At 57.5% G+C, this 15,696-nt stretch carries 15 protein-coding genes; 6 read left to right on the forward strand and 9 right to left on the reverse strand.

Annotated features, from left to right (window positions below; all coding sequences use genetic code 11):
• Window positions 1-504: 504 nt before the first annotated feature.
• The 8 genes from NKJ32_RS33375 to NKJ32_RS33410 all read right to left on the reverse strand — a co-directional run bounded on the left by NKJ32_RS33375 (window position 505) and on the right by NKJ32_RS33410 (window position 9,574).
• Window positions 505-1,044, reverse strand: coding sequence for an ATP-dependent DNA ligase (locus NKJ32_RS33375; protein WP_352595914.1), 540 nt, complete (start codon window positions 1,042-1,044; stop codon window positions 505-507).
• Window positions 1,045-1,222: 178 nt separating this feature from the next.
• Window positions 1,223-1,561, reverse strand: coding sequence for a slr1659 superfamily regulator (locus tag NKJ32_RS33380; RefSeq protein ID WP_352595916.1), 339 nt, complete (start codon window positions 1,559-1,561; stop codon window positions 1,223-1,225).
• Window positions 1,562-1,579: 18 nt separating this feature from the next.
• Window positions 1,580-2,140, reverse strand: coding sequence for a slr1658 superfamily regulator (locus tag NKJ32_RS33385; RefSeq protein WP_352595918.1), 561 nt, complete (start codon window positions 2,138-2,140; stop codon window positions 1,580-1,582).
• A gap of 2 nt (window positions 2,141-2,142) precedes the next feature.
• Entirely contained in the window at window positions 2,143-4,509 is a 2,367-nt protein-coding gene (locus NKJ32_RS33390; protein ID WP_352625105.1) for a SpoIIE family protein phosphatase, read from the reverse strand.
• Window positions 4,506-5,684, reverse strand: a complete 1,179-nt coding sequence (locus NKJ32_RS33395) for a methyltransferase domain-containing protein (protein WP_352625100.1) — start codon at window positions 5,682-5,684, stop codon at window positions 4,506-4,508. Before NKJ32_RS33395 ends, NKJ32_RS33390 begins: the two co-directional genes overlap by 4 nt.
• Window positions 5,681-6,205 carry a ubiquinone biosynthesis methyltransferase UbiE gene (locus NKJ32_RS33400; RefSeq protein WP_352592387.1) on the reverse strand — a complete coding sequence of 175 codons (525 nt, stop codon included), beginning with the start codon at window positions 6,203-6,205 and terminating at the stop codon, window positions 5,681-5,683. The genes NKJ32_RS33395 and NKJ32_RS33400 overlap by 4 nt, the downstream gene beginning before the upstream one ends.
• 173 nt (window positions 6,206-6,378) lie before the next feature.
• The gene (locus NKJ32_RS33405; protein WP_352625106.1) at window positions 6,379-8,160 is read right to left on the reverse strand and encodes a putative bifunctional diguanylate cyclase/phosphodiesterase; all 1,782 of its coding nucleotides are present in this window, start codon (window positions 8,158-8,160) and stop codon (window positions 6,379-6,381) included.
• A gap of 271 nt (window positions 8,161-8,431) precedes the next feature.
• Window positions 8,432-9,574: a helix-turn-helix domain-containing protein gene (locus NKJ32_RS33410; protein WP_502898123.1), complete on the reverse strand. Its 1,143-nt coding sequence runs from the start codon at window positions 9,572-9,574 to the stop codon at window positions 8,432-8,434.
• A gap of 232 nt (window positions 9,575-9,806) precedes the next feature.
• Here NKJ32_RS33410 and NKJ32_RS33415 point away from each other — a divergent pair, with 232 nt between their 5' ends.
• The 4 genes from NKJ32_RS33415 to NKJ32_RS33430 all read left to right on the forward strand — a co-directional run bounded on the left by NKJ32_RS33415 (window position 9,807) and on the right by NKJ32_RS33430 (window position 12,049).
• Window positions 9,807-10,052 (forward strand): hypothetical protein, encoded by a 246-nt coding sequence (locus NKJ32_RS33415; RefSeq protein WP_352595928.1) that lies wholly within the window; start codon window positions 9,807-9,809, stop codon window positions 10,050-10,052.
• 115 nt (window positions 10,053-10,167) lie between these two features.
• Window positions 10,168-10,398, forward strand: a complete 231-nt coding sequence (locus NKJ32_RS33420) for a hypothetical protein (RefSeq protein ID WP_352625102.1) — start codon at window positions 10,168-10,170, stop codon at window positions 10,396-10,398.
• A gap of 844 nt (window positions 10,399-11,242) precedes the next feature.
• On the forward strand, window positions 11,243-11,371 hold the full coding sequence (locus NKJ32_RS33425; RefSeq protein ID WP_352642468.1) for a helix-turn-helix transcriptional regulator: 129 nt from the start codon (window positions 11,243-11,245) through the stop codon (window positions 11,369-11,371).
• A gap of 300 nt (window positions 11,372-11,671) precedes the next feature.
• Entirely contained in the window at window positions 11,672-12,049 is a 378-nt protein-coding gene (locus NKJ32_RS33430) for a LysR substrate-binding domain-containing protein (protein WP_352596215.1), read from the forward strand.
• Here NKJ32_RS33430 and NKJ32_RS33435 read toward each other — a convergent pair.
• Window positions 12,001-12,708 carry a helix-turn-helix transcriptional regulator gene (locus NKJ32_RS33435; protein WP_352596212.1) on the reverse strand — a complete coding sequence of 236 codons (708 nt, stop codon included), beginning with the start codon at window positions 12,706-12,708 and terminating at the stop codon, window positions 12,001-12,003. The two genes, NKJ32_RS33430 and NKJ32_RS33435, sit on opposite strands and share 49 nt — an antisense overlap.
• A 972-nt stretch (window positions 12,709-13,680) precedes the next feature.
• Between NKJ32_RS33435 and NKJ32_RS33440 the strand changes: the two genes are divergently transcribed.
• Together NKJ32_RS33440 and NKJ32_RS33445 are read left to right on the forward strand one after the other, a co-directional pair.
• On the forward strand, window positions 13,681-14,373 hold the full coding sequence (locus NKJ32_RS33440) for a class I SAM-dependent methyltransferase (protein WP_352596209.1): 693 nt from the start codon (window positions 13,681-13,683) through the stop codon (window positions 14,371-14,373).
• Window positions 14,374-14,650: 277 nt separating this feature from the next.
• A complete protein-coding gene (locus tag NKJ32_RS33445) occupies window positions 14,651-15,412 on the forward strand; it encodes a DUF4336 domain-containing protein (RefSeq protein WP_352596206.1) in 762 nt (253 codons plus the stop codon).
• Window positions 15,413-15,696 lie beyond the last annotated feature (284 nt).

Genomic DNA, 15,696 nt, shown 5'->3' on the forward strand with positions numbered 1-15,696 from the left:
AGGCGGAAACGATGTCGGCGGTGATTGATACGAGATCAGCCTGGTCGCTTGGGTCTGGAGAAACGGTCATCGAATTTCCTCTTGTGTAAAGGGCGCTTTGAAAACGGATAGTCTGTCTATTCGGCAAATGATTGATTATTCTCCAACAAACCTCATTCGTCGCAAATATCAAGCCGGCAAGCTTCGCCTCCCATCGTTCTGCCCGGCAGCGGACAGAGTTGCCGATAAACCGGGAAGCAGCAACACTTCCCTCTCGTCTCCCGCGCGAGGGTGCAGACCTACGCACGTAGGCTCTACGAAGCCCCGCCGCTGCATCGCAGATTGAGCGATGAACATGCGCGCTCGATCCTTATGTGCCAGAAGCGGTCGTCGATGCTCAGAAATCGGCTCCCTCGAAGTATTTGGCCTTCAGCCATGTGTTCGACGGTCCGCTTCTGTAGCCGCTGTCGGCGCGCTTTGAGATGATGCTCTCGAGCCCCACCTTCTCGATGGCCCGAAAGATCGCTAGTCTAGCGCACTGCTCTCGAAATGCTCGCTGTACTGGATCTTGCCGAGGCCGTGCTCAACCAGTTGCCACAGCGCCTGCTTGCGCTGCAGCAGGGGCAAGGAGGCTAGATTGCGACCGTCGAGATGAAGGATATCGAACGCGACGAACACCAGCCGGCTCGGTTCGTGCCAGATCGCGGCTTCCAGCGCAGGGCAATGGGGAGCGCCCTGCTCGCCTGGAACAATGACCTCGCCGTCGATAATGGCAGCCCGGCATGGCAGCTCGGCAGCCAGCGCGATGGGCCAGTATTTCGTGGTCCAGTCACGGCCGTTCTTGCTGTAAAGACGCACGCCGCCTTTATCGATGATGATCTGCGTTCGGTAGCCGTCAAGATTGACCTCGTGAAGCCATCCCTCATCTTCGGGCGGCTCCTTGACCCGAGTCGGGATCTGCGGCGGAATGAACTCCAGCCGGCCGCCGTTCACCTTGGCACGCTTACTCAATGACGCCACCTTTGATCGCGCAGCGGCGGCTGATCGGCACAGGGAGCCCGACATCCCCCCAACCTGGACGCCTGCCGCCTGTGCCGAGCCCCCGCCGAGCCATTGCGAGCATCTGCGCACCAGGCCGGATTGTCGTTAGCTTCGCATCCACATACTTGTCCTGGCGTACATATCTCGCTCGTTGCGGCGGTCTTGCACCACGCAGTCCTTTGGCTAATTTCGAGCGACCTGGTTAGTCCATCAAAAGCACCAGAGCGGGATGCAGCTTCTTCAGATTCGGCAATGATTTCGATTGCCAGGGTATGTCGGGCGCTCCACGCACGACGAGTCGAACATCGGGATGCTTGCGCACCTCGATGGTAAATTTCGCCAGCAGGTTGATGCCGGAAGAGTTGAGAAAGTGAAGGTCCTTCAGATTGAGCGTAATGGAAGCGGGATTCGAGGCAAGCACACTGGTCGCCAACGCCGTGATAGGCGCACCGGCGTCGGAACTGGCAAGCCGCATTGCACCGTCGAAGAAAATTTCGCTTCCTTCAATCCACACGCGGTAGTCGTCTGTCCTGATTTCCATAGCCTGGCTTCGTTTCCTCTAATTGTGAATTTGAGAGATCGGAATGGAGGCATATGTCTCCAGGCAAATCCGATCGCTTTCGTCGGCGGCGCTGAATATCCAAGCCAGGCGCGCGCCGTAGTCGCTCATCAACGTCAGCAATCCAAGTCCGGAGCCTCCTACGTCGGGGTTCGCGGCATTGGCTTCAATTCGCTGTATCAGCAGGTCCATGGGGTCGCCAACCGTGATGTCCTCCAGGAGACTTTGGAACTCGGACGCATCTTCACCATCGACGTCATTCGACACCTTGAGCTTGAAGCTTTCCGAATCCATCGACGCCTCGATCAAGATCTCACCCGGTGCGCGAAACTTGACGGCATTTTCGATGAGTTCGTTGACCAGATATCCAATGCTGTGCCGCACTTCCATGTAGTCATTGCGGGACGACCGGAAGCGCAATGCGAAAAGATCGGCGATGAAGTCCGAGGTCGTGGCACAATGACGCCAACTCAAGTCGAGAGGTCCGTCGAACAGCCGCACGCGACTGACACTCTCCTTCATCCCGATTGCAACGTCAGGGGTCCCGAACAGCGTTGTCATGGCTATGTGTGCCTTATGATCACGAGGGTGATGTCGTCGTGGATCTTCTGGATCCCGATATGGGCCATGAGATCCTCGATGATCCCGGTTTTGATTTCCTCGGCGCTCCCGCCTTGACGTTTTCGTGCGCTCTGGCAGAGGCGCTCGAACCCGAACAGCCTTCTGTCTTGGTCTTCCGCCTCGGTCACACCGTCGGTGTGCAGCACGATCACGTCGCCACTGCCGAACAGGATGTCGCGCGTGGCAATGAACCTCGAGATGTCATTTTCCAGGCCAACCGGCAGACCGAGATCCATCGTGTCGATACGTTCGACGTCCCCGTCCGCACGCACGACGAGAACGTCCTCATGCTGGCCGGATAGCGTTACCCGCTCATCCTCGAAGTCAAGGAAGGCCAGCGAGAGATGCTTGCCGGTGTTCGTCCGCTCGATGTTCTTGTAGATCGCTCTGTTCAGCCGATCCAGAAACTGGTGCGGATCCCCCTCGTTGGTCTCCTGCAGCGCGCGTGCAACGGATTGCACCATCAGCATCAGCACGCCGCTCTCGAGACCATGACCGGTCACGTCGCCGATGCCGATCTTGACCCGTGACCCGTTCTGCAGGACGTCATAATAGTCGCCGCCGACCTCGTCGGCCGGCCGCATGTAGGCCGCGATCTCCAGCCCCGGAATCGCTTCGAGTTCGAATTGTTTCGGCAGGACCATCATCTGTATCTGCCTGGCGACCGCGAGTTCGGCGCCAAGGCGGACGTTCTCGTCCTGCAGCTTTTCGTTGAGTGCGGAAATCTCCTGATTGGCGTCCCCGAGTTCCCTGGTTCGTTCGTCGACGAGTTGCTCAAGGTTTTCAGTGTGAAAGCTGATCTGCTCGGCCATCCGGTTGAAAGCGATTCCTGCCGCTCCAACCTCGTCGCGCGTCGGAATGTTCACGCGGACTGAATAATCTTTGGACTGGAGCCGCTGGGCGGCGCTGGCAAGCGCCCTGAGGCCCGCGGTGATCCGCTTCGAAATTCCGAGCACGGCCGCAAAAACAATCAGAAGCGAAACGGCGATCGCCGCGATCTGAAACAGCAGGATACGATTGGTTGCGCGAGAAATACTCTCCTGCGCGGCGAACAGGGATGCATAGATCTCCCGTTCGGGAACGACGATCCCGACCGACATCGTTTCGGACTTGATTGGTCCCGAACTCCACAGATTGGTCGGCTTCAATCTTTTGAGGACAACAATATAGGGAACGTGTTCGCCCTTGTTGTCGAGCATGATATGCTGAATGGCACCGTCATTGTTCTGGTCTAGAGGTAGTGACGCGATAGCCGGCTGCGTACTTCCCCGCAGAGACCTTTCCAAGCCGGTGACGCCCTGCGTGCCCGCATCGCTCGATGAAGTCAGGCCGATGATCGCCTGGCCCGACGGATTGATCGCCACCACGTTGCCAGTCGACATCGTGAGGAAGCCGAACCCGGTTTCAGCGATCTGCACCCTTTCGACGACTTTCGCGAGCTGATCGAGAGTGATGTCTGCTCCCGCCGTACCGGCGATACCGGTGCGATCGCGCGTCCATAGCGGGTGGAAAAAGCTGACGATCAGCTTTCCCGTGATTGCATCGGTGTAAGGCGCTGTCTGGGTAATATCGTCAGGGACCGGACGTGAGGCTGGATCCCTGGCCCATTGCTGCCATGAACCATAGATTCCCGGAAAGAAGAACTCCCAGAATTCCGCCTTGTTGTGGCCTGGATAGAGTCGGTCGAAGGTCTGTGCCTGATCCGTATACGGTACCGTCCGGAAGATCGGCCGTTCTTTTGGACCAATATAGTACATCTGCAGTTTGGAGGACCCGCTGGCCATGAGAGTCGGCGCGACGAGATCGATCACGGTACTGTCTTCTATTTCCTGCTGAACGCTCGGCAGCGGACTGTGGTCGGCGCCCAGCAGGTAGCCCCAGACGCTTACCACGGAAGGCGCGCCCGGCAGATTCTGCGCCCAATCGCCCTGCGCGTTGTAGACAACCTTCACGGAGCCGGGCGCCTCATGCGAAAGCGTGGCTCCGACCTGTTGCTGCCTCCTCGGATCGTCGATCTGGGCCTGCAGCACGCCAGCTAGCGCCTTGACGTCCCCGTGAACCCGATCGAGCAGCAGGTCAACGCTCAACGCCGTCGACTCGGCATAGGAACGAATGTATTCCTGGTTTGCGTTCGTCAGGCCCTCACCGACTTCCGATGTGGCGTCGCGCGACAGTTTTTGAACGTTCCAAAGCGCCAGACCACCGCTCAGCAGGAGGTCGAACAGTACGGCGCCGCCAACGACCAATACGAATTTCGCTCGAAAGGAGCGCAGGCCGAAGCGCGGTGTAGGCTCGTTATCGGCTTTCATTGTGGCCGTCGCCCCGATGCGACCCAGATCGGCCAACCCGCATAACCCTTGGGGTGTAGTGCAGCGAAAATGTGATCCTCGAAGCCCTGCCGGAACCGTGCGACGAACTCCGGTCCGTCACCGCGTCTGGTCGCCATCTCCCCGGCATAGACATCCGCCCAGGCTGCAATGACGTCGGCGAAGTCCTGCGGATCGCCGTCCAGGTTAGTGACCATGAAGGTCTCCACAAGGATGTCTTCGAATCCGGCTTCCACCAGGTATCGCCGACTCTTGGGCCCAAGCTCGACGTCCATCTCGAAATGCCCGAACAGCTTCGCCACCTCGTCGTAGGTCCAGCGAATGCTTTCGGCGCGCGGCTCGCCGAGGCAATGCGAATTCTTTTCGTTGGTGATATAGACCCGACCGCCTGGCTTGCATATGCGGTAGAGCTCCTTGAGGATGAGTTCAGGTCGATTGAAGATTTGCAGGGAATGTCGGCAGGTGACCAAGTCGAATTGCGCTTCGTCGAGCAGCATCTCCGACGCATCGCCATACGTATATTCGATGCCCCGGATGTCGAACTCCCGCATCACTCGTCGAGCATAGTTCAGGCTTGATCTGGAGTGGTCGAGGGCGACGATCCGCGATGGCTGGAACTCCTTCTGCGCGAGCACAGCGAAATCGCCGATCCCGCAACAGATGTCGGCCATGACGATCCCGGGCCTCATCCCGTGTCGCGGCAAGATTGCGCGCTCGTGGCGCCATGTCATCTTTGTCTGAGTACGCAGGATCGGTACGAACCCGCCTTCCTCAAGGAAGCCCTGCCCCGGATAGAATTCGGTGTCATACTCCTCGACGGTGATGTTCGGTTCAATTCCGCTCAGGCGACCGAATTTTCGCGAGGTCCATCCGACGACGCTTGACGTGATGACGACGAATTTGAGATCGGGTCGAGCGCGACAAGCGTCGATGATGATCCTCGAAAAGGTGTGAAACGCAGCGTTGTTCATCTGCGTCAGGCGCCTGACATTGACGTAGAGAACGCCGCGCACACGGCCGATCGCATCGCGAAGTAATGCCATGCTAGGCCCAAGCTCATCGATTGCCTGAGGCCGGACCACTCCCGATATGGAGAACTCCTGGTTGTTCGCGTCGTATTGCGCCTTAAAGCGCGGGAGAAGGTCGTAAGGGCTCAATTTTGCAAGCCCTCGAGCGGAAGATCCACGACAAGCTTGATTGCATCGCCGTCGGCTTCCTCGATCCAGAGTGTCGCGTTGTAGTCGACAGCCAGTTCCAGGAGTATGACCTCGCGGCTCGGCGCGAGATCCCCAGACACCGAATTGAGGTATCGCTCTCTGGCCTCTATTCCTGCAAGTTGCGACACGGCTTCTTCGTAGAATTGGCGCTCCTCCGGCACGCAAGGAAATGTCAACTCGATCCTATCCGTCGCGCCATGGCGAGACACCCTGCATGCCAGTTCGCCGTCGGCATGGCGCGTGCGAAAGGCGACTTCCAGCAATTCGTTGAAGGCGGAGGAAAAGAGATTTGAATGCCGGACCGAGTCAGACCTGTTCTGACTGATCATCCGGGCCATGTATGTCGAGACATAATCGCAGTGTCTCCAAGCGGAGACAAAAGCTTTGATTTCCATGTCGATCTGGATCATGGGTTCAAAGGTCGGTCCGCCGCCAGCCAGGTCATGATGAACAGGTCCCATCGGCATCCTCACTTGTTCCATCAGTATTGAACCCCCGCGGGGTGATGGCCTCCGCGACGAAAAATTTCACCGCCCGTGGTCAGTCAGTCTGGCACTGACTAGAAGGATTGCGCGGTATCCGCCTCGATCGTTCTACAAATCTCCACTTCATCGTTAACAAAGGGTTCAAGGCGTTAGAGCGCCCGATTTGATTCCTCCATCGCTCGTACCACCCTCGGCGGGGACCGCTTGATGAAATCGCTGATCGCCTCGGCTCCGAGCGGCCGTCCTAGGTAATTACCTTGCAGGCAATCGCAATGTTCCTTGATCAGCCACCGTGCCTGTGCCGATGTTTCGACTCCCTCCGCAGTGACATTTATCCCTAGGCCGTGCGCCAGATTCATGATGGATCGCACGATCGTTTGGCTTTTGAGGTCGGTCTCCAGGTCCGCAATAAAGTACTGATCGATCTTCAAAGTATCGAAGGGAAAGTTCTTAAGATAGCTTAACGATGAGTAGTATGTTCCAAAATCGTCGAGCGAAATTCGTATTCCCAGGACGTTCAGGGTATTCAACGTATCGATATTGTCGATCGTCTTCTCAAGTAGGACCGTCTCCGTTATCTCAAGTTCAAGTCTGTCGGCCTCGATTCCAACTGCGTCGATGATCTGGGCGACGGTGTCCGTCAGCGAACCGCTAAGGAACTGAGCTGGTGACAGGTTCACTGCGACTGTCAGCGAGGAAGGCCACGTCAACGCCTGGCGACAGGCTTGCTCGAGCACCCATCGTCCAATCTCGTCCATCAGACCGTCGGCTTCGGCGATCGGTATGAACACGTTAGGTGGAATGATTCCGACCTCAGGGTGCCGCCACCGCAGCAGCGCTTCGAAACCGATCACCGACGAGGGAGGCCGAATGAGCGGCTGATACTCCAGATAAAGCTCGCCCCGCTCCAGCGCGGTTCGAAGGCTGCGCCTCAGATTCTCGCGTTGCTCAAGCAAGAGCAGCATCGAACGGTTGAATGTTCGAGCGCAGCCGCGTCCATCTGTCTTGGCCGCGTAAAGGGCAATGTCAGCGGCTTTCATCAACTGTTCGCCATCGGTCCCGTGCTCCGGCCCGAAAGCAATTCCGATACTCGAGCCGACGAAGACGGGAATGCCGTTGATGACGAACGGGTTCTTGAACGCGTCGACCAGCGATCCGGCGAGGCGCTCAGCTTCTGCTGGCTGCTCCTTTCCCAATTGGATGACAGCGAACTCATCGCCGGCATACCGGTACGCGGATTCGCCGTCCTGCAGCGCGCCGCGGATACGACCCGCCGCGAGCTGAAGAAGCGTATCGCCTGCTCCATGACCGAGCGTGTCGTTGACCGCTTTGAAATCGTCAAGGTCGATCTGCAGCAGGGCGGCTTTCGGCTTTGGTTCGCCGAGGGCCGCCAGTGCTTGCTGCAGCCGCTCGCCGAATCGCCGCCGATTCTGCAGTCCGGTCAACACATCGTGCGTCGCCTGATGGAGCAGAATTACATGCTCTTGCTCCTCCGCTACGCTCCGCCCACCGCGCTCCCTTGATTCGATGATTCCCACACCATTTGCAGTGGAGAAAACGAAAGCGGAGCGCGGCGCTTCGCCCGATGATCGCGGCAAATCGATGCTTGCCGGCGGGCCGCCGTGGAACACACGAAGAAATTCGTCGCGATATCTCGCATCGAGGAAGCTCGGGTAGATCTCCCAAACGGAGGCACCCGGCGCCACCGCGCCTCCGTACACGCCTTTGAGCTTGGTTGCGTAGTGGGTCAGACAGAAGTCGCGGTCATAGAACGACAAAAGTTCGGCCGTGTTCGCCAAAAGGTCAGCGAGAAGCGCTTCGCCGGGACGTAGAACATCGCTTGAGGAAGGCCCCTCACTCCCCTTGCCGACGCCTGATGCCTCTGGGTGCAAGAGCCACCTCCATAGGCGGTGCGAATCCACGTCCCCCATTCCAGAAATAGCATAACTGGCAAGCTTGGCAAATTTTTCAATGCGCAGTCTTAACAAGTGCCGCATGCGGCGTAGTTGCAATGTGTGCTCCGCTGTGATTGGCAGCGACAACGATGAACAATCGCAGTTGGTTATTAAATCGGGAATTGTTGCGAATTGGCTATATGATTGATGGCGTGGTGGACGCGACACGAAATATTCTGGTCCATGAGGCGGCGTGGTCTTCCCCTGTTTTGAGCCCGCCCCATCTCAACCACCGCCGATCTTGTACTCAGCTTCCGAGCGCTTTGAGCCAACCTTCAAAGGAAGACGCCTTCTCGTGTTCAGCAAGCGAAACAGAGTGGGCGGGGCGCGGTAACACCACAGTACTGCGGCCTTCGCGGGGGCTGTAACCGAATTCCTTGCTGAATGCTCGGCTGAAATTAGCCGCTGAACTAAACCCGAAGGCCTCAGCAATATCGACAATTCGCCGGCTGTCCGCCGGATCGCTAAGCGCAACATGGGCTGCCAGAAGTCGGCGACTTTGTATGTAATGGAGAACACCACCGCTCGGTTCGAACAATTGATAGAGACGAGAGCGCGATACGCCGAGCGCCCGGCACATTGAATCCGGTGCCAGATGAGCCGCATCCAGATTGTTTTGGACGTATCGACGCGCTCGCTCCATCAGCGCGACACTCGCCAATTGTTCGGCGGCCGCGGCATGTTCCGCCGGAGGCGCGAGGCAGGCAATGATCATGCTGCGTGTTGCGTGTACGATGCGGGGCAGATCTTCAGCCGTGAGACTGCGCAGTCTTGCTTCGATGCTGTTGACGTAGTCGACAAAGAGGTTGGCAAAGTTGCCGGACATAATTGAATTGTTCTTTGCGTCGAGGGTTGACGCCGCATCAGAGAACAAATCACGCGGCAGATAGAGAAAGAGGCTTTCCGAGTCCGTTACCCTCCCGCGAAACGGGTAGCCAAGCGATCTGATCTCCAACTTGCCCGGCTGGTTTTCTGCAACGCGGCGATCGACCTCCGTCCACGACCGGCCAGTTCGTGGCAAGACGATATACCAGTGATCGATCGAACTGGATCGGAGCTTCGCGGCGGAACGCAAGTAGCTATGTGCCGGCGCGCGCTGTTGAACAATCAGCATGCCACCGAGATTCCAGGCTGTGTGGTCGGCGGGAAAACCATCGTTCAGCGATTTGTCATCCGGCAACCTGACCTCGACAAGCGGCGCCATTTGCGCTTGCCAAGCGGCGAATTGATCCCCTGGCGCCAGTTCGAGCGTTGAAAAGGGCAGAGGTTCGAGCGCCGGCGCGAGTGATGGAGCGGCCTCATTGCGGGGTTGACCTTCGCGCGACCAACGACGTCGATCACGGTCCCGCGGCTGCCTCGCAGGAGCCTCGTCTTGCCTCTTAGTGTCCATCGCGTGGTGCCATATCCGAATCGGGTATGCCCATGCCCCTCTCAATCATGTGGTGTATTTCAGGCATCTGGCAAGGCTGGCGGAACTCGAGTCGACCGAAACGGCGATCACGCTGGATTACAGTAAGAAATGCATTCCGAGATAAGTTTCTGGATGCGAAGATAACGACACTCTTCAACCTGATGCGTATAGAATCTAGCACCGTGAAATAGTAGTTGAGGATGTCACCGAAATGAGCACAAAGCTAAACAGCGAAGCTCGTCGCAAGATAATTCTTGATGGATACCGTGACAACGGGCCGTTGAAAGTTATTGCGGTAAAGATCGGATGCTCGCTGGCGAGTTTGAAAATCACCGCCAGCAAACTCGGATGTACACGAACTCCTAAAGAAGCGGCGGAATTTCGGCGCGGACTTCACGTCCGGAAGTACGCGCTGAGTTTGGAACTATTAACAGAGAAAGCATTAGGCAGCAGGTAAACTGATTCCAATACACTGTGAGCGATATTATCGCTTAAGCATCCCATCGCGTCTCCGGTTCATCAGCAAAAAGCCCGCCGCAAAGCATGGGGGCGGGCCTGAAAGGTTTGCACAGATGCTGCGTCGGCGTTTCAATCCCACCTGCCTGAGCCCTCACGATCTGGCTATTTGCGAACGCGTGTTCGATCAGGTCTGCTCGGATGAGAATTTCGACCCTTTGGACCCGGACACCGAAATCTTGGCGGTGATGGTTGTGGCCATTTTTCGAAATGCTCACACCAGCGAGCGCGAACTGCTGGAGGCGGTCAGGTCTCGTCGGCAAAAGGCTGCGGCAACCGGACATTAGTATATGTCGCCCAAAAGTGCGCGCGTCGCATGAATCCGTTCAGTCGCGACGCGCTTGTCTTATCACATTATTTGCCGAAGAGGCGAGACGGGGCGAGGGCGCTGGAATTCACCATCCTTACGTCTGCGCGAAGTGGAGAGGCGAGAGGGGCGGTCTGGTCGGAAATCGATCTGGACGGAAGCTATGGTCGCTTCCTGCGGCCCGCAGGAAGTCAGGTAAGGCGCACCGCGTGCCATTATCAGATCGTGCCGTCGAAATACTGCGCGACATGAAGAACAAACACATTTCCGATTTTGTATTTCCGGCCAGCGTCCGCGCTCGCCGCTTAGCGACATGACTCTCGCCAAGCATTGAAAACGGCAGGCGGCGGCGACTTCACAGTTCATGGAATGCGCAGCGCGTTGCGAGATTGGGTGTGTGAGGAAACGGACTATCAGACCGAAGTTGCCGAGGCAGCAACTTGCGCACGCTACTGGCACCGCAGCCGAGCGCCTACCGGCGAGGCGACGCCTAGGATAAGCGGCGCAAGATGATGGCGGATTGGGCAGCATATTGTGCCAGCTCCGCATTATAGCATGCCAAACTGCTCATTTAGCCACTGAATCTTATGTCACCCGTAGCAGCAACCTAGTGCTGACGTGCGGCCCGTTGGTCGCCTGCAGGATGGCCAGACCAGCATCCCGCCGCTCCCATGTGGACGATGACGAAACCTCCCAGCTCTTTCAAATCAGCAGTTGAACCGCGTCCGAATCTGTCGGGCTGCGAGGAGGAACCATGAACGATAACTCGCCTACACTTGTGTCCTTGAATTGACGCCGCGAAGATGACGAGCATGAGTCGAACGATGGTCAACAGATATCGCGCCGAAGGCCGGTTTCCGGTTGCGGTCTCACTCGGCGACCGCCGCGTCGCCTTTGTTCACTCAGAGCTCTCCGACTGGATTGCAGCGAAGATCGCGGCGAGGGCGGCTTAACCCGCTGTCTTCAAAACCACCGCGGATCCAACCGCGGCAACTTCAAAAAGGGAACCACCAACTTGCACATATTGTCAATTAGACCGGAGCCGCCTGGCGCCGGGGGCGTCATCGCGCGCTATGATATTTCGCTAACCGATGCCTGCCGATTGTACGGCATGAAGCTTGTTGAGAAGCCCGACGGCCGACGCATGACGTACGGGCCGCAATCAGGCGGCCTGCACGTCGCGACCTTGGCACCAGCATTCGCAGAAGAAATCACGTGCGCCGCTGGCGTAGCCCTTGGAGGCTTGAACGCCCATGAGGATCTCAGATACCATACGCTCATCACGACGAGTTCCCGATCACTTGGGCGACTTGGCTATCGAATGCCGGCATTGTTGTGGCGTGACGTTCGACTCCGCAACCTTCGCCGTCGAGGCCGCCGTTCGAGGTGAGGGCGTCGTTTCGGGTCGAACCATGCTGGTCGGGGCTGACCTTGCCGCCGGCACACTTGTACGTCCCTTTGAACTCGCCCTCGAGGCCTCGTCAAAATACTTCATCTTCTACCCGCCCCGCGCCATTGCCCAGCGGAAAGTCAAAGCGTTTCGGGATTGGCTGTTTGCTGGGATGGATCCAAACGACGGCCCTTATGGCAAGACTGAGATGCGCCCAAGAAGAGCCACCAGTTCCGCCTGACGTTTGGTTTCGGTCTTGGCGAATAGCGAGGCAAGCTGGGAGCGGATCGTGGTGCGGCTGAGGCGCCAACTGCGGGCGATCTCCAAAGGCGCATCGCCCTGAGCCAAGCGCAACGCGAGGTGCGTTTCCGCGCCCGTCAAGCCAAACATCTTTTGCAGTGTCTGAGGATTTGGCCCCGACCTGTTCTCGCGGTCCAGTAACGCCACAATGCTCGTTTCGTCAGGAGCGATAAACCCGTTCTCGTTCAATATCACCGGCCTGTCGGCGCTGCTGCGGATCACCACCCATGATAGTGAGCCCGGCAGGAAATGGGCCGGAACATTCGCGATCAGCCGCCTCAAGGCCACTGAAAGGCCGCTGGCCGTATCGGCTACTTCGCCCTGGCGCTCCAGAGTGGTTTGAGCGGCTGCGTTCCATTCGACCACTTTCCTCTCGCGGTTCAGCACGAGATAGCCGCAGCCGATGCGATCAAGCATGCCGGTTATGGATTCCAGACTGCGTGCTCTTGGCTCCCCGACCCCTGCGCCCAGTCGATCTGATGCACGATCTGAATAGGCATAATAGGGCCGCTTCGTATGGGCCTCGCGGTCATACTTGATCCTCATCACAATGGATCGGTTGCCCGCTGCAGCTTCAGTGTGTCTATCGATCAGAGTCATTTTCTACCCCTACCCAAAGTTTCACCAGCCTGAAGCAAGTTATTCGGGATTTACAGAAAGTCGTTAAGTGACAATATCGTTTCAGATGGTGTTGTAACAAGTTACTCGGTACCTGATGATTTCACCGTTAAGACCCCAAAGTTTGCACGCAATCGCGACATTTATACTATTCATGGGTCATTAACTGTGGCAATCTTCCCATTTATGTTCCGGGATATGAAAGCCACGCCGAAATTCGGCCGCCTCCTTCGGGGTTCGAGTGCAACCGAATTTACTGGTGCGTTAAACTCGCCAGTGAGCATCCGATCGTGGCTGCAAAATGTTTCAACGGTTCGTTATTAACGTATCCAGCTAGCATTACCTTGCGACGGGCTGCGCTTTTGAGCTTTGCGTTATTTCATGGACATCCTCAACGACGCTTTCACAATGCGCGATTCTATACGCACCAAGTTTAAGATTGTCGTTAGCTTCGCATCCAGAAACTTGTCGCGGGATGCATTTCTTAAGATTTCTTCATACCGCCAAGCTGCCGATAGTATTCCTGCTCACCTATTTTAGCGTTCCGTCGAACGACTGGCCACCGCCCAGCCGAGGATCGCACCTTCGACCGTCTGGAGGTGCCGACAACGCGGACGCCGTGCCGCGGCTCCCGAGTGCCGCCCCCTGGCTATGCACAGGCTTCAGGTATCTGCTGCCATGCTGTTTCTTCGGCCCTTGTCCAGCCGCGGCTTGTCCCTGAGCCATGCGAAACTACCTGGCCGTTCGGACTGCTCACTCTCCGATGCGACGTCCTTCTCGCGTCAAAGCCAGACGGCAAAGATTGACGGCCCTTGGCAAATGGAAGACAGTCCTTAAGCTGCAACTAATATCGTGGCGGCTCCGGGCCAATGCCCGGCGCCAATCGAATAACGTCCGAAGATCTGAGCGCAGCGCTTTTTCTGGCATGCGAAATGTTCGTCGTGAGGCGGGGCCATGAAGTCCGACCAGGAATTATTCGCGAAAGGTCTCGCAACATACCAGAAGGTTGTCGCGGCGAATTACATGGCGCACAGCGAGGTCTACGAAATGCTGCGCCAAGTTCTGCTAGATGAGGCTTCCGACGGCTTCGTGTTCGCCGATCTGGCCTGCGGCACTGCTCCTGGTTCGGCAGCCGCACTGGCCGGCAACAACGTCGCACGCTACATCGGCATCGACATATCCCAACCGTCGCTCGACGTGGCGAAGGAAGCGCTTGCCCCTCTCACCTGTCCGGTCGAACTGCGTTGCGGGGATTTCGTCGTGGCGATCGATTCCTGGAAGGGCCCGCTCGACGTGGTTTGGATTGGCCAGTCCCTGCACCACCTCCTTGCGCAGGATAAGGTGGCCCTTATGCGCAAAATCCACAGCCTGCTGCCACCAGGTGGTCTTTTCTTGATCTGGGAGCCGACGTGCCTCGAGGGCGAGGACCGCGAGGGATGGATGAAGCGATTTCATCATATGCGGCCGGATTGGGCAGCGATCTCCGACGAGGAGTTCGCCGCCTTCGAGAGCCACAGTCGAACGTCCGACTATGCCGAGACGGCCGCGACTTGGATTGGCATGGCCCGGGATGCTGGCTTCAGCACTGCGAACGAACTCATGACGGTGCCGAACAAACTGGCACGCGTCTACCGTTTCCGTCACTAGTTTCGACAAAACCGGTGCATTTGGACCTCGGCATTGCAGCACTTGAAGGCGAGTTCCGTTCCTCGAGGTCCGGAATTGAGCGCATAGAGGATCGGTGATGATTGAAACGGATCACCTGACCAGTCGCCCGACTATGTCCCCTTCGTGACCCAAACCGGTCATTGCCGCTGCACGGCGGCAACGTCGCTAGAAGGATAGGGAGCGGACCTTCAGGTCAGACGCATTGCATCGCCAGTGCAACAGCCAGATAATCTTCGCCTTGCGCCGAGCTGATGAAATGGAATGGGCTGTGGGTGCGTCCCTTTACGAGCCGGTGAACGTCTACAAACCTCAGGGACCCTATATTGGTGTCGTTGACGGTCCGTTTGAGTATCTGACGGTAGCAGGAACAAAACTTCCGCTGCCATTCACCACTCGGATGACGGTGGTGCGCCTATCGAACGGCGATCTGTTCCTTCATTCGCCCATTAAGTTTGCTTTGACGGTGGCCAAAGAGTTACGGAACTTGGGCAGAATTCGCCATCTCGTTTCACCCAACCAGTTTCACTACGCTCATATCGGTGAGTGGTCGAAGGCTTTCCCTGAGGCAATAACATGGGCATCGCCCAGAGTCCGGCAAAGAGCACGCGCACGGCACGCGGATGTGACGTTCGCACGAGATTTGGAGGCCGATCCTCCGGAGGAGTGGCGGCGGGACATGGATCAGACACTGTTTCCCGGTGGCTACTTCAAAGAGTTCATATTCTTCCACCAAGCTTCAAAGACGCTGATCCTTACAGACACGATCATCAATCTCGAATTGGACATGATCGATGAGCCTTGGCGCACGATGGCCAAGCTGACTCGGATGGCTCACCCGCACGGGCGGACCTTCTTTGGCATGCGGCTGCCAATTCTCTTCAATCGGCGGAAAGCACAGGCAGTAATATGCAAACTCCAGTCGTGGCAGCCGCGGCGGGTGATTCTCAGTCACGGCCGCTGCTTTGATGCGAATGAGGACGAGATTGTCCGTAGAATATTCGGAAAGTCGGGTTGGTGACGCAGTGGCTTTGGGAGGCCAAATGTCCATTTTGGGTCGGCTCCGGCGCTCGGCCTCGATCGCTTCAACGACCGCTCCTGGCGATGCCTGCTCGTCCCGCTCGACGAGACAGACGGCAGAGAACCACCCAACCAAGCCGTTTGACCCGCACTGGCGGCTGCTGAGTAGGCGAAGTCCGCATCGCCTCGATCGCGCCAGAGAACGAACCCGCTCGCGGGAGGGGCGCGGGGTTTGAGGCGTGAGCTTTGTTGGCAGCGTCGGTGAGGCTTTAATCGATCAGGGGT

Origin of the sequence: Mesorhizobium sp. M0159, assembly GCF_040322295.1 — a bacterium.
Taxonomy (GTDB): Bacteria; Pseudomonadota; Alphaproteobacteria; order Rhizobiales; family Rhizobiaceae; genus Mesorhizobium.